This is a genomic window from Bacteroidota bacterium, assembly GCA_008933805.1.
In the GTDB taxonomy this organism is placed as follows: Bacteria; Bacteroidota; Bacteroidia; order UBA8524; family UBA8524; genus SB11.
In genome coordinates this window covers 53,460-73,853 of sequence record WBUH01000021.1, presented here as the reverse complement: position 1 = coordinate 73,853, position 20,394 = coordinate 53,460, and the positions used below count along the sequence as shown (strand labels likewise).

General features: G+C 45.6%; 23 protein-coding genes. 22 read left to right on the top strand and 1 reads right to left on the bottom strand.

The window, feature by feature from the left end:
- Nucleotides 1-927 precede the first annotated feature (927 nt).
- The 21 genes from F9K23_17110 to F9K23_17010 all read left to right on the top strand — a co-directional run bounded on the left by F9K23_17110 (nucleotide 928) and on the right by F9K23_17010 (nucleotide 18,206).
- Nucleotides 928-1,224: a hypothetical protein gene (locus F9K23_17110; protein KAB2913544.1), complete on the top strand. Its 297-nt coding sequence runs from the start codon at nucleotides 928-930 to the stop codon at nucleotides 1,222-1,224.
- Entirely contained in the window at nucleotides 1,221-1,628 is a 408-nt protein-coding gene (locus F9K23_17105; protein ID KAB2913543.1) for a hypothetical protein, read from the top strand. The genes F9K23_17110 and F9K23_17105 overlap by 4 nt, the downstream gene beginning before the upstream one ends.
- 100 nt (nucleotides 1,629-1,728) lie before the next feature.
- Nucleotides 1,729-1,935: a DUF4248 domain-containing protein gene (locus F9K23_17100; GenBank protein KAB2913542.1), complete on the top strand. Its 207-nt coding sequence runs from the start codon at nucleotides 1,729-1,731 to the stop codon at nucleotides 1,933-1,935.
- 153 nt (nucleotides 1,936-2,088) lie between these two features.
- Nucleotides 2,089-2,655, top strand: coding sequence for a hypothetical protein (locus tag F9K23_17095; protein KAB2913541.1), 567 nt, complete (start codon nucleotides 2,089-2,091; stop codon nucleotides 2,653-2,655).
- A complete protein-coding gene (locus F9K23_17090) occupies nucleotides 2,652-4,439 on the top strand; it encodes a hypothetical protein (GenBank protein KAB2913540.1) in 1,788 nt (595 codons plus the stop codon). Before F9K23_17095 ends, F9K23_17090 begins: the two co-directional genes overlap by 4 nt.
- 15 nt (nucleotides 4,440-4,454) lie before the next feature.
- On the top strand, nucleotides 4,455-5,015 hold the full coding sequence (locus F9K23_17085) for a hypothetical protein (protein ID KAB2913539.1): 561 nt from the start codon (nucleotides 4,455-4,457) through the stop codon (nucleotides 5,013-5,015).
- A gap of 143 nt (nucleotides 5,016-5,158) precedes the next feature.
- The gene (locus tag F9K23_17080) at nucleotides 5,159-5,836 is read left to right on the top strand and encodes a hypothetical protein (GenBank protein ID KAB2913538.1); all 678 of its coding nucleotides are present in this window, start codon (nucleotides 5,159-5,161) and stop codon (nucleotides 5,834-5,836) included.
- Between the two features lie 54 nt (nucleotides 5,837-5,890).
- On the top strand, nucleotides 5,891-6,259 hold the full coding sequence (locus F9K23_17075; GenBank protein KAB2913537.1) for a hypothetical protein: 369 nt from the start codon (nucleotides 5,891-5,893) through the stop codon (nucleotides 6,257-6,259).
- Between the two features lie 5 nt (nucleotides 6,260-6,264).
- A complete protein-coding gene (locus tag F9K23_17070; GenBank protein ID KAB2913536.1) occupies nucleotides 6,265-6,519 on the top strand; it encodes a hypothetical protein in 255 nt (84 codons plus the stop codon).
- Nucleotides 6,520-6,634: 115 nt separating this feature from the next.
- Complete coding sequence (locus F9K23_17065; protein KAB2913535.1) at nucleotides 6,635-7,597, top strand: LamG domain-containing protein; 963 nt, start codon at nucleotides 6,635-6,637, stop codon at nucleotides 7,595-7,597.
- Nucleotides 7,587-7,829, top strand: a complete 243-nt coding sequence (locus F9K23_17060) for a hypothetical protein (protein ID KAB2913534.1) — start codon at nucleotides 7,587-7,589, stop codon at nucleotides 7,827-7,829. The genes F9K23_17065 and F9K23_17060 overlap by 11 nt, the downstream gene beginning before the upstream one ends.
- Before the next feature lie 2 nt (nucleotides 7,830-7,831).
- The gene (locus tag F9K23_17055; GenBank protein KAB2913533.1) at nucleotides 7,832-8,092 is read left to right on the top strand and encodes a hypothetical protein; all 261 of its coding nucleotides are present in this window, start codon (nucleotides 7,832-7,834) and stop codon (nucleotides 8,090-8,092) included.
- The gene (locus tag F9K23_17050; GenBank protein ID KAB2913532.1) at nucleotides 8,089-8,904 is read left to right on the top strand and encodes a hypothetical protein; all 816 of its coding nucleotides are present in this window, start codon (nucleotides 8,089-8,091) and stop codon (nucleotides 8,902-8,904) included. Before F9K23_17055 ends, F9K23_17050 begins: the two co-directional genes overlap by 4 nt.
- Before the next feature lie 121 nt (nucleotides 8,905-9,025).
- Nucleotides 9,026-9,229, top strand: a complete 204-nt coding sequence (locus F9K23_17045) for a hypothetical protein (GenBank protein KAB2913531.1) — start codon at nucleotides 9,026-9,028, stop codon at nucleotides 9,227-9,229.
- Nucleotides 9,229-10,167 carry a hypothetical protein gene (locus tag F9K23_17040; protein KAB2913530.1) on the top strand — a complete coding sequence of 313 codons (939 nt, stop codon included), beginning with the start codon at nucleotides 9,229-9,231 and terminating at the stop codon, nucleotides 10,165-10,167. The genes F9K23_17045 and F9K23_17040 overlap by 1 nt, the downstream gene beginning before the upstream one ends.
- Nucleotides 10,164-10,409, top strand: coding sequence for a hypothetical protein (locus F9K23_17035; GenBank protein KAB2913529.1), 246 nt, complete (start codon nucleotides 10,164-10,166; stop codon nucleotides 10,407-10,409). Before F9K23_17040 ends, F9K23_17035 begins: the two co-directional genes overlap by 4 nt.
- A 3-nt stretch (nucleotides 10,410-10,412) precedes the next feature.
- Nucleotides 10,413-11,036 carry a hypothetical protein gene (locus tag F9K23_17030; GenBank protein ID KAB2913528.1) on the top strand — a complete coding sequence of 208 codons (624 nt, stop codon included), beginning with the start codon at nucleotides 10,413-10,415 and terminating at the stop codon, nucleotides 11,034-11,036.
- Nucleotides 11,037-11,045: 9 nt separating this feature from the next.
- Nucleotides 11,046-16,241 (top strand): hypothetical protein, encoded by a 5,196-nt coding sequence (locus tag F9K23_17025; protein ID KAB2913527.1) that lies wholly within the window; start codon nucleotides 11,046-11,048, stop codon nucleotides 16,239-16,241.
- Between the two features lies 1 nt (nucleotide 16,242).
- Nucleotides 16,243-16,974, top strand: coding sequence for a hypothetical protein (locus tag F9K23_17020; protein ID KAB2913526.1), 732 nt, complete (start codon nucleotides 16,243-16,245; stop codon nucleotides 16,972-16,974).
- A 62-nt stretch (nucleotides 16,975-17,036) separates the two neighbouring features.
- On the top strand, nucleotides 17,037-17,651 hold the full coding sequence (locus F9K23_17015; protein ID KAB2913525.1) for a hypothetical protein: 615 nt from the start codon (nucleotides 17,037-17,039) through the stop codon (nucleotides 17,649-17,651).
- Between the two features lie 114 nt (nucleotides 17,652-17,765).
- Nucleotides 17,766-18,206, top strand: coding sequence for a hypothetical protein (locus tag F9K23_17010; protein ID KAB2913524.1), 441 nt, complete (start codon nucleotides 17,766-17,768; stop codon nucleotides 18,204-18,206).
- Nucleotides 18,207-18,330: 124 nt separating this feature from the next.
- On the opposite strand, the gene F9K23_17005 is transcribed toward F9K23_17010, so the two are convergent.
- The gene (locus F9K23_17005; GenBank protein KAB2913523.1) at nucleotides 18,331-19,038 is read right to left on the bottom strand and encodes a DUF2490 domain-containing protein; all 708 of its coding nucleotides are present in this window, start codon (nucleotides 19,036-19,038) and stop codon (nucleotides 18,331-18,333) included.
- Nucleotides 19,039-19,702: 664 nt separating this feature from the next.
- Between F9K23_17005 and F9K23_17000 the strand changes: the two genes are divergently transcribed.
- Entirely contained in the window at nucleotides 19,703-20,392 is a 690-nt protein-coding gene (locus F9K23_17000) for a hypothetical protein (protein ID KAB2913522.1), read from the top strand.
- Nucleotides 20,393-20,394: the final 2 nt, after the last annotated feature.

Below are 20,394 nucleotides of genomic sequence, written 5' to 3'. Positions count from 1 at the left end.
GGATATTGCTGTACGACCCCCAAAGCCCTAACCACCCGTTATCGGAAACAGAACCCCAACCCGCCCCCGATGGTGCTGAAAATAGCCACAAAGCGAAAAATGTGCGCCAAAGCAATCTTGTAAACTCTTTAGAAAAGAGTAATATACAGTCAATACCCTGTGAATTGGGGGATAACGGGATAGAAAACAATAGCGGCCAGCCTCCTTTGTCGGCTGATACTGCAAAGCCTCTTGGACTTTTCTCTTGTACACCCCTCAAAGCAGATGGTTGTGTGGAAAACCCACCCTTATCCACAGACGAATTTCCTGAACAAAGGTTGGGCGGCGGCGCGGCGGCCAAAAAATACCCCGCATGGCAGTTGGCAATGGTGTTGGAGTTTTACCGCTATGCTATCAGCACCCTGTACCCCTACCACCAGTTTGACACGGAAACAGAGCGTAAAATCAAAAACAAGCTGTTTAACCACGTGTACGGCAGTTTTAAGCAACCCCTTACCCGTGAGGATTGGGAAAAGTACCAACAAACCTTAATCCAACGGGTGGATTTGATAGCGGCATGGAAGGAGCGGCCATTGGAAGGGGATAAAACCAAAAAGTACCAAGAGGGTAAGTTTTTGGTGAACCCGATTACCTTTTTTGACAACAAATGCCCTTACGGGTTTATCCAAACTGAGCAATGGCTGCTATTGCAGTACAAACGAAAGGCACTGATTAAAGCAGAATTAGAACTTGACAAAGCCCGCAAAGAATTGTTGACTGATACCGACCGCTTAAAAGTGTACCGCAAGTGGGAAACCCGCTTTAAGAATAAGAAGTTACCCGAAGCGGAAGCAATGTTTTACCACGCTATGGCAAACATCCAAAAACAATGGGCACTGCAAAAACAACGTGTTGTTGCCCGCTAACCGCTAATAAAAACGTAAGAAAATGGAACAAAACCCGCATTTTATAAAGAAGCAGCAGGGGTACAAAACCCGCGCAAAGTATAAACTTATCATCTACTTTAAAGATAAAGCCCATTTACCCGAAGGAATGCAGCACACCACCTTGTTTTCATGTGAATACAGGGATAAGAAAGGGGATACAGGACTGTATGCACTAAAAGGACTGGTGACAGGCCGTTATAAAGGAAAATTCTTAACCGCCCTTATTTACGATAACCAAACGGGAGTGTTGCTGCACAAATGGGTGTTTGACGGGATAAAGGACGAAAAGAGACTATGAACCAACAACGTGTTGTTGATAGCTGGCAGGGTATGGGAGCCATTCCCCCCGACCGAATTATGTATAGAATCAGCTATTCGGATGCTCAGGCATTGGTGTGGTTACTGCACAAACTAATTGTAAATGGATATATAGGGTTGCCACCCATCCACCAGCGCGCTTACAGGGCGGCTGTGTTATTGGCTGAACCCTTGTATGTAAAGCTGCAAACCATAACGAAGAAGCCCTTTGCAAAGCGTAAAACCATAGCTATCAACCAAAAAATGGCCGAAGGGTTGATGCTGGCGTATGAAAAGGGGTATTTAAACAACGTGTTGTTGGACGTTGCTGAGCCTGTTAAGGGGTATTATTCGGGGGTGTTGTACTTGCTATATGCTGAATTAATGAAGTACTACCCCTTATAAACAACAAAGGCAGGGTTGCCCCGCCTTGTTGGTGTCCATAGTTAGGTTAATAATCTATTTACTTACTGTAAAACAAACATACTAAAATTCAAACATTGAAATGGCAAAAAGGGTATTATTAGTAAGCAAGAATTTAAGCACATTGAAGAATGAATATGAAGTGTCGGAAAAGGTGATGAGAAAGTGGCTGCTGAAAGTGCCCCACTTACAGGTGGATGATAGGGACACTAAAGATTATACTCCAAAGGAAGTAGAGATGATATACAAACACTTGGGTGTGCCGGGCAAGGAGTTTGAAGAGCAATAAAAAAACCAACAACAAATCCAATAAAAATAGGGTTCTTTTTCTTCCTATTTCAGCATATTCAAGCCGATTTTATCCATTTGCATCAACAACACGTTGTTTTAGGAACCCATAATTCCCATCCCCTGCACCTTTGCTCTACCATTACGAGTAAAGATGACAGGACTTAAAACATTAGCCGCAGTCGGAGCGGTATCAGCTATCGGCTATACCGCCCTGCGCCTGTCAAGGATTTATAACAGGGTAGAGAGTTTTTTCAAACTCCCCACCGTTCACGGTTTAATAGACCGCCGCTATATACGGGTAATAATCCCCGCCGATATTTTTAACTACACAGGCCAAAACCTTTCGGCAAAATCCCTTCATATTGTAGTAAAGTACATCGACAAGAACAACAACGAGGTGCCGATGGGTATCAGCCCCGCTGCTGAGAAACCCCTGCTGTTAACCCAAGGCCAACGCTCCACCCCCCAATTTACATTGGACATTGACCCTATGGCCTTTTCAGCCCTTACCGCCACTACTCAAATAAAGGTGTACACACGGTTTACGTGGGGGTTAATCCCTGTGAGCATTTCCAAAGTCATGCGGGTTAACGACCTAATCCCCCAACCCATTATTAGCATTATACAAGCCCTTTTAAAAACCATCGGCTTAGGCAATGCCCACTTTACACCGTTGCCCCAAAAAGCAACGATAAAAAGACTGGGGGACGTATTATGATAGGCCCTCACATTGACCCGCGCTTTGAGACCCAAGTACCCGTTTACTTTTTAAACGGTTTGGGACTGACTGCCGCCACCCAACGGCGGCTGAAAGATATTACCCCGTATTTGGGGTATTTCCCTGTGCCTTCGGGCGACGACGAACCCTACAACAAAGGCGAATACATCCGAACAGGTAAGGTACTCCAACTGATAGACCAAAAGGTACGGAAGTACAAAACCGACACGCAAAAATTCGCAAAAGAAATCATTTCAAAAGGATTGTCGCCCGACCGTGCGGGGGATGTAAAAGAGATTTGCAGGCGTTTGTACCAATGGTTGATAGACCATGTGCAGTATAAACAAGACCGTGCAGGCCGCGAGGAATTACGCCGCCCTGCAAGGGTAGTGAAAGAAGCCCGCAACGGGGTGGACTGCGACTGCTTTACCTATTTTATCTCCACTGTCCTTACCAACCTTTCCATTCCCCATTACTTGCGCATCATCGCCGTAGGCAAAGCCAGCAACTACCACCATATTTATGTGGTAGTGCCTAACCAAAAAGGCAGCCTTGAGCCTTACCGCGACAAACACCGCTATACAGTGGTTGACCCTGTGCTGGACACCTTTGATGCAGAACCCGACCAAATCACTGCTTACCACGATTACCCCATGATTAATTATACCACCTCCTTACAGGGCATCCCCTTAACAGGGTTGGACGACCTGTACCAAAAATTGGCAGCCACACGGGCTGCCATGCAGCAAAACCCGCAATCCTACTATAAGGCAGGTATCAACCCAACCAATGCCATCCCACTAATTACCCAAGCCTTGGATGCGTGGTACACCCCACGAAGGGGAGACGTATTAAACAGGCTTGCAGAGCTTGACCATACGATATATACGGGCATGAACGGGGTACCGATGAACGGCTTTTTTAAAAACGTATCCAATGCCGCTAAAAAAGTGGTGAATGAAGTAAAAACCGTTGTTCAAACCGCAGTAACCGACCCCAAAAAGTTAGTCAACCAAACCATTGACCAAGCCAAGCAACTAATAGATAAAGCTATCGACTACGGTCGCGAAGGGGTGTTGTTTATCCCCCGCAAAGCCTTTTTAGCATTGGTAGAACTCAACGTAAGGGGTATGGCTACTGAGTTTAAAAAAGGCTTGTCCGACCCTGCCATTTCTGACCGCATGAAACGGGTATGGGAAGGGGATTTGGGAGGCAACTTTTCCAACTTTACCTCTGCCATCAATACAGGGGCATCCAAACCCTTTTTATTCGGGTTGGGCGCATTGTACGGTGAGCCTGTTACAGTGGCCAGCTTAATGGCTTCCGCAGGTGCTATCATTGCAACAGTAAAGCCAATCCTTGATGCCATCGGCAAGGGGGTACAGGTAGTCAATCAGGGCAAGGATATTATCCAAAACTTTACCAATAAAGGCAGCACCAGCCCCATATCCATCCCTGCCAACACTACTTCTATCCCAAGTTTACCCGCTACTGTCCCTTCTTACCCCGCCCCAACGGGAGTAAACCCCAATTACAGCCAACAAACCAGCTACGATGCCCCAACGGGGGTTAACCCCACCTACCAAAACCAGCCTGCCACTAATAGCGGCAGCGGCAATGGTAAAACCCTTTTAATCGGTGCGGGGGTAGCCACAGGTTTGGTGCTGCTGTATGCAGCCACCAAGAAAAAGAAAGGCGGGCTGAACGGTTTGCAGGGTAAGCGTTCAAAAGGCAACCCAAAAAAGCGCAGTAAAACGGGTAAAACTTCCTCCATCACCTTCTAATCCAACACAACCATAATGAGTACATCATTTTCACTAAAAGCCTACACCAACCCAACGGTGTTAAAACAAGTCGGCTTGCAGATTTTGGGCGGCACGGGCGGCCTTGTCATTGCCCATCAGATTGATAAAAGAATGAACGCCCAAAAAGGCTTGGCCGTTCCCTTAGTATTGCTTGCAGGCGGTGTGGCAGGCATTGTTTATTACTTTGTCAACCCGCCCAAAGCCACCGATAAATTAGGCAGTTTTTTACAAGGTACTTCCGTAGGTGCGGCAGTGGTGGGCGGCCTTAAATCCATGCAATACGGTGCGGAGAAGCTATCCACCATGGGCGGTTTAGGCCGTTTGCGGGGCTTTATCTCCCCCGAACTGTTAGAAAAATTCAAAGCCACAGTCCCCACCATTAGCGGTATTGGAGAAGTGCCCAGTTACACCAACGACCCGATGGCTTCTATGATGGGCTTGGGTAACTATTACTCCAACAACTACTACGAACCCGAACCCACTGATACCGTATTAACCGCAAAACCCATTAACGGCAACGTTGAAGCCGTTGACGTAGTATCGGAAGTGCTTTAACCAGTCCACGGTCAACAAATGATAGTCAACAGTCGATAGTCCACTGTCCACAGCAATACCGTTGACCGTCGTCCGTGGACTGTTGACTATTACCAACCCCTAATAACCATCAACTAACAACCAACCACTAACAACACCAACAAATGAGTGTAATACGACGCAACCCCAATTTTTCCGCAGGGATTTCCCAATTCCTGCTTGACCAAATCGTTAAAGGCAAGGCAGGCGAAGATGTAAAACGCCACTACGAGGCGGGCAATATCGAGTTTATTGATATGAGCTTTAAAGTACGCTACAAATTAGGCGCAATGGCAGCCTCTGCCAATGCTACGGTGAACATTATCGATACTACCCTTGCCCGTACCGAAGGCCGTACCGATTTGCACCAAGGTATTTTGCCCGGCAAGATGCCCTTTGCCATCGGTGCCATCCGTTTGGCCTATGCCGAAACCGCAGGTTTACCTGAAACAGGGGTGTACAAAAGCCGCAAGTATGCTTTTAACATCACCGCAGCCGCAGGCGAACAACCTCTTTTAGTGCCGTACTTATTGCAAAACAGCCGTTTTGAGCTGTGGCAAGGTTCGCGCAGGCTCTTAAACGAGCAAGTGGAAACCTTTTTTGCCGATACCGACCAAATCACCGAAGCAGGCCACCTGTTAGACTGTTTAACCCTCGATAACCCTAAATTATTGATGCCCGACGAAGCTCTTTCAGGTATCATCATCCCGCCCTTAACAGGCGCATCGCTGGTAGCTGACAGTTGTATCGAACTGAAAATTATCGGTACTGCTGCCCAATTACGCAAAACATCTGCTGTTTAACCTGCCATCACCCAACGGGGGACGGTATAAGCCGCCCCCCTTTTTTAACCACCCATGAGACGATTAAAGACATTAAACATCAGTTTGGCGGCTGCTACGGCGGCAGGTACTTATTCCTATACGTTCACCGCAGATAAGGACATGGCCTACATATCGGCCATTGCAGTTGCAGAAAACAAACGCAATACCGCAGACATCTACCGCATCGGCTTAAAACCGACCAACGGCGGTGATATAGTGATAGACGTTTGCAACCGTGCCTTTTGGGTAGTGGATGCTGCAACGCCGATAAACGAGCGGATGCTGTATTTAGGTGAGGGCGGCATTATCGCCCAAGGCTACCAATACACCGTATCGGTCACCATTGTAGAGAACCTTGTCGGCGCACTGAATTTGGACATGGTATTTGACCAACGCAGCTAAAGGCTATGGTAAATTGGGAAGACTACAAATACACGGGCGATAACGACAGTTTTCCGCACGAAGGATATTCGGGGTACAGTGTCGAAAACACAGGAACGGTCAACGTAACCTTAAACGATAACACCCTGCTCACTCCCGGGCAGGAACGTGTATTTCCCTACTTTGAAAACCACTATTACAAAGGGTCGGTACGCCTTAGTTGGGCATCCGCAGCAGGCACTAAAAACATTACCGTTAGAGCCTTTCGGATAAGCTGCTGATTCAGTCCACGGTCAACTGTCCACAGTCAACAGCAAAACCGTTGACCGTCGTCCGTGGACTGTTGACCAATTACACTAATCCCTAACAACTAACAACCACCAACGAACAACCAAAATGCAAACCCCCTTCGGAAATACCCCCAATACGACCAATTATAACACCTACGGAGCCGCTATCGGTTCAGGGGAAGGTTTTGTATTGGATAGGGTTGCGGGGGCAAAACTGGCCTTTTCGGTGCGGAAATTATCCGCCCTTTACAATGGCAGTTATGCCCGTATCAGAAGGCCGTATGACAATATGGAAACCGATATAACCACCCCATACGGGGGCTTTATAGCCCCACAGGCGGCAGTATCGGACGGTAGCGGGTTGCAAGGTTGGCTTTCGGGTGCGGACGGTGCAGGGGTACGATGGTACGACCAAAGCGGGGCAGCCGCCCATTTAACCCAAAATACCGCAGCGAACCAGTTTTTGTTACGGTTTGGTTTTACGGGCAACCGTACCGCCTTTGCAGGCAAGCCCTTATCGGATTACCAATGGGTGTACCCTGCCTCCACAGGCAATTACCTATTTGGGGCAGGTAAACAGTTCTCTTTTCATTTTGTGGTGAAAACCAATGTAACCGCAGGGGCTGACTTTGCTATGTTTTACCACATCGCCTCCAATAACGACCTAATACGAGGATTGATACTGAGGGTAGTAGGTTCGGGTAGCGGCTACAAAGCAGGGTTTGTGGGTGGGGACTTAAACGCAACCGTAAATATGTCAACGGTGAGTGTTTTTGACAATACCCGACCGCACCATGTTCTTTTTTGCTACGACGGGACAATAAACACCTCATGGATGGGCAGGGTTACAGTGTATGTGGACGGTATAGCAAGCCCTATGGCGGTATCGTTCCAAACAGGGCCGTTTCCTGCACCGTTGACCCAACCTGTAACTGTACCGAGAGTATGGGCACCCTATACCGCAATTACCAACAGTGGTTTATCCGAAGCTATCCTTTGGGACAGGCTGCTTACCCCCGCTGAAATTTCATTTATCACCCAAAACACCCGTAAAGCCTATGGAATATAAATATTACACCGCCGTATGCTTTGACACGTTGAGCCAAGCTGCGGCCTTTTCCCAAAGCTACCACCACAGCCCCTTAACAGACGGACAAAATACCCGCTACTGTTTCCCTGTATCCCAAACCGAGCAGGGGACTTTTTGTGTGGTGGTGTATGACCTGAACGAATTAACAGAAGAAGATATACAACGAATAACCATACAAAAAATAAGCACAGACTTTATACCCCTTGATTAATCATGTTTGACAAACAACTCACTTTAAAACAAGCCATCGGCATCGTAGTATCTGCCGTTACCCTCTGTGGGGGAGCATGGGTGGATATGAAAATATCGGTAGCACGGCAGGACAATGCCATATCAGAAACCGAACGCCGATTGGAAGATACGCGGCGCACCGAAGAGGAGCATTACCGCGAACTGAAACACTCCAACCAAGCCATCTACGACAAGCTGATAGAGATACAGGTTTCACTACAAAATAAGCAAGACCGCCCATGAATTTTAACCACATCACACAAGGGAACGCCATGCGCATATCGGTCAACGGCAGGGAGATAACCACCCGTGAGCGGTACGAAGATATAACAGGCAAAGGAAACACCCCCGAAAGCTACGTCCGCGAGGTATTACAGGACTTGGGTTTATCCCGCTGCACGGTGGAGGTATTCCGCTCCAACGGCTCTTCATTTGTCAAAGAAGGGCAGTTTGATTACACTACCAGCGGCAATACCGTTGCCCCCATTACGCACGGGGTACCTCTCGGTGGTGCCTTTCAGGGGCTTGTTTACACAGGCCACGAAGCCCTTTTGGCCAAACAATACGAAAAATGGTACAACGAAGAGGCCGACAAAAACCGCAAGCTGCGCACTGAGCTTGACGAGGCCACCCGCGAACTGAACCGTGTAAAAAACGATTTGCAGTTATCCGACATGAAAAAAGAGGTGGAATTGCAAAAAAGGGAATTGGATATGGAGAAAGCCTCAAAAACAGGCTTGGACGGATTTGCCGATACCATTGAAAAGAACCCCTATTTGCAAACCCTGCTTGATAAAATCGTGGACAGTTTCAATTCGGGTGGTAAAACCAGTGGAATCGAAACGGTGGGCGACCCCGAAATCCAAAAAGCCATCACAGACGCTACCAACCAACTGGTGCAAATGGCAACCAACGACCGCGAGCATTTTGCCTACGTAGCCCTTGCCCTTGATAAACTTACCCAAGACAAGGAAATGGCCAAATACATCTACAACTGGATGAATACCCCCACCGAGGGCAGCCAACAAACGGCAGTCAATACGCCGCCGCTGTAATAAGAGGCTTTTGGTAATTAGCCCTTAGCCTTTTGGCATAAAGAAGCTAACAGCTAAAGGCCAACCGCTAATAGCAACACAACCGACAACCACTAACCACTAATCCCCAACCACTAAAAAAATGGCACAACTCATCATTAACACCAAAGAAACAGACCTTGTTGCACAGAACAACCGCGCACGGTCATTACAAGCCCTTTCGGACGGGTTTTCCAACACCGCCCTTGCCTTAATGGAAGAATGGGCGCGAACCCCCGGTGTGGAGCAAAAAATCATCAACAATCAGGGTAAAATCCGCTTGGCATTAGGCATAAAAAGTAAGTAATGAACTCACAAGGGATAAAGGACATCGGTATAGGTGCGGGTGTGTTATTGCTTGCCTACGGAGCGTACCGCTTTTTCCGTAAAAAGGACATGGCGGAAACCATCGGCACGGACGAGTATCAGGAAGCACAGGTAAAACAGATACCCGTTGATACCAAAAAACTGACCCGTGATAGTTTTTACTACAAAAACATCGCCGACCAATTATACAATGAAATGTCAAAGCGTTTTATCGTCTTTGACATTTACACCTATAACTCTTCGGCACTCTTCTCATACGTTCAGGGCTTAAACGCCGATGAACTCAAACAGGTGGTAAAGTACTTCGGGGTGCGCAGCCAAAAAGCGTGGGTGATATACAAATTATCCGACGGGGGTACGTTGTTTGAGTGGTTTGATAACATATTGACCAAAGACCACCTTGAAAAGATGCGGGACATCTTTAAGCCTACGGGCTTGTGGCAAAGTCCCGCACCAAAGCCCGAAAATACCGCTTACGTCAATTACTTAAACCAATGGATGGGGGCTAATTTGGGCAAAGTAAAATACCCGAACCCCCGCCTTGCCATTGGCCGACCCGTGTACTCGACCTATACAGGTAAAGAAAACATCGGCTACTTAGACAACGGGTGGTGGGATATTAACAGTTGGCGGGCTAAAAAAGGCCAAACGGGGGACTTCTATGTGCGTCCTTCGGATGCCATCCGCCCCATTGGGACAATATCGGATGTATTGCGGTTAACGGAAGGGGACAAAATAGGCCAAGTACCGTTAATCAAGGTAAAAATCACCCATCCCCAATTATTCACCAATGCCCCTAACCCTTTGCTAAACCGTGAAGTGTGGCTTATCCCTTCGAGACTTACCGATACCCCTTACAATCCAACGTTAAAAGGCTTGCCCACTGCGTACTCTCAATCTCTTTCCAACCTATTATGAAACGACTGTTAAACATTTTAGCCATTATCTATAAAAACCGCCGTACCTCGTTTACAGGCTTGGTGTGTGCGGTGGCCACCTGGTTTTTTATCGAAAAATCCATTACCGCCGACCAATTCCTTGCCCTTATGGGGTTTTGTAACTCTTTGGGGCTTTTCCTTGCTAAAGACGGCCAAACACAAACAGAATACGACAAAGCCCACAAAACAGGCAATTATACCCGCTACCATTTTTTTAAGTAACCCGTGGACGCAGTTTTTGAACTTTGGAACGAGTACATACTCAAAGAATGGGAAGGGGGCATTGCCGACCGACCTTTAAAAGACGACCCCGGCGGTTTAACCAACAAGGGGGTAACAATAGCCGTTTGGCGGGAATGGGCACCCAAACTGTTTAACATCGTTGGCAACGAAGCTACCCTTCGGCAGCTCACCGAAGCCCAAGCCAAACGGGTGGCCTATGAAATCTACTGGAAGTTTTACGGCATTGATAAAGTAACCAATCCTGCCATTAAGCTGTTGCTTGCCGATAGCGTATGGGGCGGGGGCGGTTACAGCAGTTTGGGGTACAAATCGGGCACTTACGCCCAGCGTGCCGCACAAATCAATAAAGACAACCAAGCCAACTCCAACCTGTTTAGTGTGCTTGTAAACCGCAGGCTGGCCTATTTGCGCAGCTTGCCCAATTACCAAGCCAACAAGAACGGTTGGGAAAACCGCGTGTGGCGGGGCAACGGCAAAATGCTATCCCTCACCCAAGTGGTAGCCAAATACAACCTGAACAACGCCGTTGTAGGGGTTAGTTTAGTCAGTGCTATTGCATTGGCATTGGTGGCAAGGGCGGTGTACAAACGAATGAAGAAAAAATAATTTACAGAGATGGACAACAAGGGGTTTGTGATTTCCATTGCCAAGCGGCTACATTCGGGGGAACGGCTTACCAACAAGGAAGTCAATACCCTTGCAGGGCAATTCGGTATTACGGACAAAAATTTAATCAAAGAACTGACCGAACTGGCCTTAGTAGGTATTGCAAGAAGGCTTGCCCACCAAAAAGGAGTAACGGAAAAAGAAACCTTTGATATTATTGTAAGCCTCTACCAACGGCAAAACAACCTTTCCCACCGCACCTCACATAGTATTTTATGGCAACAATATTCCACCCCTGCACCTATTGCGTACTTAATGGGGCACTATTGCGGCATCCATAAAAAGGGTAATTACTTAGAACCCTCCGCAGGGAACGGGATGCTCACCATTGCAGGGCAACCCGAACATTTTACCGTTAATGAAATTGACCCTGTAAGACTACAGAACCTTGCCCAAGAAAACTATAAGGAAATTTACCGATTGGATGCCGAAGAATGGGTATTGCCCCAAGTGTATGATGCAGTGCTTACCAACCCGCCTTTCGGAACCTTGCCCGCCCCTGTAAAAAGGGAAGGGTATATCATTTATGACCTTGACCACCTGTTAGCCATTAATGCACTGGCTGCCATGAAAGACAACGGCAAAGCTGCCATTATTATAGGCGGCCACACCCGTTGGGACAGTTACGGCAGGGTGCAGGCAGGCAAGAACCGCATTTTCTTAAACTTTCTCTACCACTTTTACCACGTTGAAGATATTTTACTAATCAACGGTAAAGCCCTGTATTCCCGTCAGGGGACAGGCTTTAACAGCCGTTTGCTATTGATAAACGGCAGAAAAGCACAACCCCAAGGGGTTGCCCCCCTTAAAAAACCGACTGATACAGTCATTAACACTTTTGATGAGCTGTACCACCGCATCACCCAATTACAACTATCCGATTCAGTAATGCACAGTAAAGACGAAGCCCTGCGGCTTAACGAGCAGGCAAAAAAAATAAAACTGCTTTTGGACAACGGTTTAGGAATGCCTTATATCCCTGCCTCTAAAAACAAACGGTTGAACGTTGATACCCCCGACAGTATGGGGGCGGAAATGCAACAGGCTTTAGAGCTGTTAAAACAGGCCGTAGGAAACGTGGACGAATTTGTCAGAAAGAAATTAGGTTACAAAACCACCCAAGAGCTGAACAACGCCCTCAGTGCCGAACAAACCGACGCGGTTGCCCTTTCAATTTTCAACGTTGAAAACCGTAACCAAGGTATCATTATCGGCGACCAAACCGGAATAGGAAAAGGAAGGGTAGCAGCAGCGATGATACGCTATGCGGTAAAGCACGGTAAACAACCCGTTTTCATTACCGAAAAACCCAATTTGTTTTCAGATTTGTACCGCGACCTTTCGGCCATCGGCAGCGCATCCCTCAATCCGTTTATCCTAAACACCAAAGAGAGCAAAACACAGGTAAAGGATGAAGACGGCAAGGTGGTGTATGAGCCGCCGTTGGCACAGGAGCAAAACAAAATCATCGCTTCGGGCAAATTGCCCCCCAAGTTCGATTATGTAATGCTCACCTACAGCCAGCTTAACGGCGGGGAAATCAACTATACAGGGACAACCTCCCACTTAAAACTTTCGGCCAAACAGCAATTTATCCGCGCCTTTGCCCCCGATAACGTGTTTATTATGGACGAAGCCCATAACGCCAGCGGGGAAAGTAAAACGGGCATTATGCTGCAACACATTATCGACCCTACTATTTCGGTGATATTTTTAAGTGCCACCTTTGCCAAACGCCCCGATAACCTGCCCATATATGCCCTAAAAACCGCTATTAGCGAAGCCAATATGACCAAACAGGCGTTGGTGGACGGGATAGAAAAGGGCGGTATTGCCTTGCAGGAAATACTATCCTCGCAACTGGTAGAATATGGGCAAATGCTCAGAAGGGAACGCACCTATGAAGGTATTGAGGTGAACTACATCACCCTTGATGACAAAGCCGACGAACACCGCGCCATTGCCGATAACATTACCGAGATTTTACGGGCAATCATTGCTTTTCAGTTGACCTACGTGCAGCCTGAAATTTATAAGATGGATATGATTGCCGCCCTTTCCAATACAGGCACAGAGATAGAGACCCGCAAAGGAACTGAAAGTGCAGGGGTGGACAATACGCCCTACTTTTCAAAAATATTCCAAGTGGTCAACCAAATGCTGTTTTCCATCAAAGCGGGCGATGTGGCCGACCGTGCCATTATGCGCTTAAAGGAGGGTAAAAAACCCGTGATTGCATTTTCCAGTACAATGGGCAGCTTCTTAGAGTCCATGCAGGAGGCGGACGGTACGGGAATAAAAGAAGGCAGCCGCATCAATGCGGACTTTGCCACTGTATTAATGAAGGGGTTGGACGGGATATTGCGCTATTCCGAACGCACCGTAACAGGGGAAGTAAACTATAAGAAACTTGATATATCGGTGTTTTCCTTTGAAGCCCAACGGGAGTATAACAAGATAGCCGAACGGATACGCACCATTACTTCGGGTATTGTTATCAGCCCCATTGACCTTATCAAACAAAAAATACAGGCGGCAGGGTACAGCGTTGCCGAAGTAACGGGACGTAAGTACGAGTTACAGCTCACCCCCGCAAAGGCCAACGAAGCATTGCCCGAAGTACAGTTTGAGAACAACGCTAAATCAAATGGTAAAGCCCTGAAATTATCCGACCTGAATGCGAACCTTAAAAAGCTAATGCCCCAAAACCAGCAAAGGGCTATTATGGGTAACGATGAATTATCCGAGGTGGTAGCTCAGTTAAACCAGTTAGCAGACAACGCCCGCTCCAATTACAGAAAAAACAATGACACGGCTTTTCTGCATTACTTTTTCGGGGGCAGCGACTGGTACATTAATGGTTTTGACGGGGAAGACCTGTTGTACGGGTTTGCCGTCCTGAACGGCGATTGGGAAAGTGCCGAATACGGTTATACCTCCCTTGAAGAACTGCTGTCCATCAAAAAGGGGTTTAGTACCGTAGAACTTGACTTTTATTGGCAGCCCGTTGAAATTAAACAAATAATAAAAAACGAAGGGCATCACGGGTTAAACGGTTTGGGAAAAGTACCCACGGCAACGACCGCCAAGCCCAACACCGCTATCCGGTATATCGGAACAGTAGTAGCCCGTAAACGTGAAAACACCAACGATGCGTTCCGAAGGTTTAACGATAACGAAGCGGACGTACTTTTAATCAACCAAAGCGGCTCCACAGGGGCAAGTGCCCATGCACTGCCCACTAAAAAAGTGCCCCCCTCACAAGTGAAACAACGGGTAATGTTACTTTTACAGGCTGAATTGAACATCAGCACCGAAGTACAAAAGCGGGGGCGCATCAACCGAACCGGACAAATCCTTCCCCCTATTTACGATTACGTTTTTTCGGCTATACCCGCAGAAAAACGGTTAATGATGATGCTGCAAAACAAACTCAAAAGTTTGGATGCCAACACCTCCAGCAACCAACGGCAAAGTGCAGCCATGCTTAGTACCGATGATTTTCTAAACCGTATCGGGGATAACGTAGTGGTACAGTATTTACGGGACAACCGCAAAATCAATGAATTGCTGGACGACCCGATGAAGCTGGCCAAATTAGCTACCGACAAACGGTACACCACCGAAGATGCCGCCCATAAGGTAACAGGCAGGGTGGCGGTACTTTCTGCCCAAATGCAGGAAGGGTTTTACAAAGATGTTTTGGCAGCGTATGAGGAAGAGGTTGCTTACTTAAAGCAGATTGACGAATACGACCTTGAGGTAGAATACGTGGACTTAAAGGCCGTTACCCTTGAGCGCAAAATTATGATTGTGGGCAAAGGCGGTAAGAGTGCCTTTGGCAATAATACCTATATCGAAAAATGCGAGGTGAACATCCTTAAAAAGCCTTACACAGTATCAGAGCTTGACAACCTGTATGCACAGGCAACCAATGGTAAGACCCCCCATGAAATCAAATCAACACTAAGGGAGAAGTACAGCCAGTGGGTAGAACAGGAAACCGAACGGCTGACACAAGAAATCAACGATGAGTACGATACCAAAATAGCAATGTTGCCACCGCAAGGGGACTACCAAACCTTGTACCGGCAATTGCAAGAAGCACGTAAACTGAAATTAGCCAATGTTGTGGGCGGGCTGAAAAACCAATCCGCTACCGTGCTTAAAATGCTTAGCTTTTTTCATATCGGAAGGCTTTTGGAATACCCCATTGACCCCTACGACCCCAAATCGGGGAACAGCGTTGCTGTTTCGTTGGGGGTAGCCGTGAATGAAAATGCTGCCAAACCCTATTTGCCAAGTAAAATGGTATTGCAGCTTGCCATTGCCAGCGGTCGTAAACGCATCAATATCCCCTTGAGTAAATACAGTGATATAGCTGCTATTATCGGACGGAGTAATGACACCCGACAAGGAGATTGGGAATACACAAAGTCTAATTGGCAAATAGCCATTAAGTCGGCCACCCTTGAGCGGGGTATCGCTTACATTGCCACAGGCAACCTCTTGCAGAGTTATTCAGAGAATAATTCGGGCAAAGGACTGTTAAACAAGGGGCGGTTAATCACCTTTACCACCCGCGAAGGAAAGGTGCGCAAAGGCAAAATCATGCCTTACGGATGGGAAGCCCCCGACTTTACAGGCAGTGAGAAAATTATCAAAGTTCCCCTGTTAAAAGCCCTGCCTATTATCGCATCCCTGCCCCCAAGCGGCGGCATAGAAACAGATATGGGGGTAAGCCTCTTTAAAAAACGGAACTACAACTACCAGTTACAAATACACGCCTCCCGTAAAATCAGCGGGGAAGTGTTCCTTGACCAAGACCTCAACCGCTTAATGGAAAACGGCAGGTTTGATAAGCAGGCGGAATATATGATAGCTGAATTTTCAACCAATAAGCTAAAAGAGGTGCTTACGCTGTTACAGGAACGCTTTAAGGCCAGTGTATTTATAGCCCCCCACCAATTAGACCTGATTGCAGGGGAAATTGAAGCGGACAAAGGCTCTGACGAGGTAAAACCGTTAAAAAGGATGCAACAGGTCAATGAGCCTGAATCAGACCCCGAATTTGATTATTCGGAACTCGAAGCCCTGCGCCTTCGTGCAAGGGCGATTAAAATTAAACTACTCTTAGCTATTTAATATGAACGTACAATCTTATTTTGAACTGGGTATCAACCCTTCGGTATTGCCTGAAAACCTGCGTACCGCCCATGAATATGTGAAGAATGCCACCAAAGAGGGTAAAACATTGGTGTATTATAACAACGACCCCGAAGTAAAGGAAACTGTAGATGCTACTATTAAGCAGGTGAGCCAATACCTGAAGGACAACAAGGGCGTTGACAAAACCCCTGTAAAGAAACAGGCCAAAGGCAAAGCACCGCTTACTAAACGCAAAGCTCCCGCCCCGCCTAAGAAAAAAATACCCGCACCCCGAAAAACAAAAAAGGTTGCCGCCAAAGCCAAAAAGCCTAAAAAGGCAGTAAAGGCCAAAGTGAAAACTAAAATCAAAGTGGTTAAAGAAAAAGCCCCCAAAGCCCTTGTGAACGTTAAGAAATACAGCCTCGAACTGCAACTGATAAAGTCATTTATCGCCATGAAAGGCAAAGACCGCAAAGTAACCGCCATCCGTAACTTTTTAAAAAGGATAGAATCGGCCAAAAGCAACTCGAACGTATCTTCCCAAAAGTCTATACTTACCGTAATTGCACAACGCATGAAAACGGCTTTATCCGGATTAGCGGATAATGTGGAATTTGTGCGCAATATCAACATCGCTGATGACTTGTTAAGGCAATGCAAGGAGGCGGTGAAAAATGCCAAGCCAAGATTACAAGTGCAATACTTATCGGGGCTTTCGGGAAAAAAGTAGGTAGGGCGGCTGGCGCAACAGCGGAAATATCCGAAAGGCCGCCCGAAAGAAATTTAGGACGTTTGCGTTTTATCCCCATTGCCGATATACGCCCCCCGAAAAACACGTTTGTTCTCAAAGGTGATTTGGGTAAACTGTTAGGCAAGCTGGAGCCGTATCGGTTGGCCATCACCCTTGAGGGCGACCAAGGCGCGGGTAAAACACAATTGGCATTCCAATTGGCGGATGCGTTTGCAGAAACGGGAAGAACCGTCTTGTTTTACTCGTTAGAAATCGGGGCAAACAGTGATATTATCGTGTGTAACCGTAAAGACCACCTTTCCCCCCGCAATATTCCAAAAGTAACGGTTACAGAAGAAAGTACCCTTAAAGACGTGAGAGAGGGGGCAAGGCTTTTTGATGTAGTGATTATCGACAGTTGGACAAAACTCGATGTTGACAGTTCAGAGTTTGATAAGCTGAGGAAGGATTATCCCGATACCATTTTTATTGTGCTGTTTCAACGTACCGCAAGCAATAAGATACGCGGCGGTACCAAACCCCTCTATGATGCAGGGATTAATATCGAAGTGGTAAAAGCCGATAATACGTTTGTAAACAATTACGCCGTTGCCACTAAAAACCGATACGGGCAAACAGGTTTGCAGTATAATGTCAGTGAGAAAGTATTGCAGTAAAATTTAATACATTGAAAATGAATTGTAAGAATACGAAACCCGCAATAGGATTGGCATTTTAATAGAATGCGACCCTATTTTGCACCTTTTAATATTAAAAACTATTAAACAATTATGAAAAACATCATTATCGCACTGCTTTTGGCAGTTTCTCTACCTGCCATTTCCCAAACCACCCAAGAAGAGTACAATTACATTACCAAAGGGTACAAGACCCAAGTGGAGAGTGGATTAGACATGAAGAAAGGATATAGTTTTAAAGATTACGGTACTTTTACCATTGAAGAAGGCAAAGAAAAACGCCAATGTGAATTTAAAGGACTGTTCAGGGACGGGCAAACCAAGCCTTGTGCGGTAATGATGATATTTAGGCGTACCGATATTTCAAACGGAGCGGTTCACTATATCTGCATTCCCAGCAGCGATGCCCCAGAGGATATTTGGAAACAAACAAATAAACTTGTTAAAGATGCGGAAAGTGGTGTTAGCTCTGGAATGTATAGGGCATTTGTGTACGGATTGATGAAGTTTGGGGCACTAATGGCTGCTAAATAAAGAACAATCGACTTTACTATTGTAAGCCGCTCATTGTAATCAATGGGCGGTTTTTTTGTTTTGATACAGCATACAAATGTTTTTATCCGAAAAACAGGACGATACAACACGTTGTTGATGGCTATCACTTCTTAGGCGATAAAGTTCTTATCCATGATGCTTGAAGGTAAAATTGATTAAACCAACCGTTCTTTCTCAATCTCCACGAAATATTCATACCACCCAATTCTAATCGGTTTCGGTGGTTTCTATGTCTTCCAATGCCAACGTATAACCAGTTTTCAATCCATCGGTAATTGATTTTTTCGCTTGTGTTTATAAAAGGCTCGATAAATGCTGTAAAGTACAACTTGTCGGATATTGGGCTTTCAATTCCTAACCGATAACGCAAGCGGTGATACTGTCTGCTGCTTGTTGATATTAAAGAGTAATTCATTAGTTCAAACCGAAGTCGCTGTTTAACAACAGTTGAATCCCATAAGTGATTTCTTGAGACTTGTATAAATAAACGATTTTCATCTAAATAGCGGGGGTAAAGAGGAATGAAGCGTTGAAAAACATACCCTCCCGAAAGAGAAAGTTTTTCAGAGGTATGGTAGGATATGTATGCCTCTGCGTTTAAAAAGTAGTACCTACCTTCCCTTGGTATTTTTTGTTGTGAAAAATCGTACAGGTGAAACGCACTGAACGTATAAAAATTACCACTCCATTTGCGGGAAAACCGACCTGAATAATCAATGGCGGGAGATATTCCAGCCCTGTTAACGTTTTGTGCAGCTAATGGGAAGCATAATAATACTGTGAGCATCAAGAAGTAGGTTTTTGTTTTCATAGTTTATTAGTCTAATTTCCCAACAATAAGTGTAAGTGCAAACAATTGAAGGTATAAGTTACCTGCAATATCTATTTTTTTTACTACAAAATGTGTACAATAAAAATGGGTGTTTTCACTGTATTATTTGTTATGGATATTATTAATGTTTGCATCACTGTTTTACTGTTTGGGGTGCAGCAGCACCAAAACCCATGCTCTTTATACAAGCAAAAAACGGTTTGTTTCTAAAAACAACGTGTTGTTGGGTATTGTGCAACGGAGTGTTGTTTACTACCTTTGTAGGTAAATAGAAACATCGAAACTTAGACTATAAGGATAAATATAACGTGTCCTTTTGTTAGTTCCCTCAACGTTAAAACGGCCAATTTTAAATCCAAAGGGGAATTGCAGAAGAACACGCCCTTGAAAAGGGTGTGTTCCTTTTGCTATTCCGTTTGGATGGGTACTGGCCGTACCTAACGCTGCGGGATTAGCTGAGGTTCGCACCCTTTTTGAGTTTTTTAGGTTTAACGTTAATAAGATGAAAAGTATCAGTTTGCAAAATTCCGTAAAAGTAAAAAGTTGGCTTGCAATTAGTGCAAATCAATTGAAAGCAATAATTACTAACTTAGCAATTACAAGTGAACAGTTTTACCTGCATCTTAAAATCTAATAATCCGATATGAAAAAGCTATACATTCTATTGCTATGGTTTATACCCACAACTTTATTGTTTAATGCCTGCGACGGCGGGGAGCCTGTGCCGCCGCCACCTACAAACCAATGGCCAAAGGACTGGTATATCCCGCAAGAAGTATTGGATTATTTTTACTTCAAACAAGGTTCATATTGGATATTTCAGAATGATAAAACTGGCGAAATTGATAGTGTAGTAGTCTCAGTTAACAAAAAGCAAATGACTACTCCATCTTCACAAGGCGAAAGCTATGAAGTTGTGGAATGTTATACAGTAAGTTTTTTTGATGGATACACGTATAAGTATGCAATGTCAACTCAAGGTAGTGCGGGTTGCATAAAAGAAGGTTCCAAATGGCCGTGCTATGGATTATCATGTTATAAGTATAAAGTTGGTAATGTTCTTGGTGAAAGCATCTCATGGGATTATCCATTTACGAAAGGATATGGCGGAGTAGCGGACTTTTCGGGGCAAAACTCACAATACGTCTTACAGGATATGTACGATACATTATTTACTTTCCCAAAAGTTATTAAGGTAAATATTACTAAATCACTTATTTTCAATCGAAAAAATATTAATCTTTTTTGGGCTAAAGATGTCGGAATTATTAAAAAGGAGAACCTTACTGATAATGAAACATGGAACCTTATTCGCTATCATATAATAAAATAATA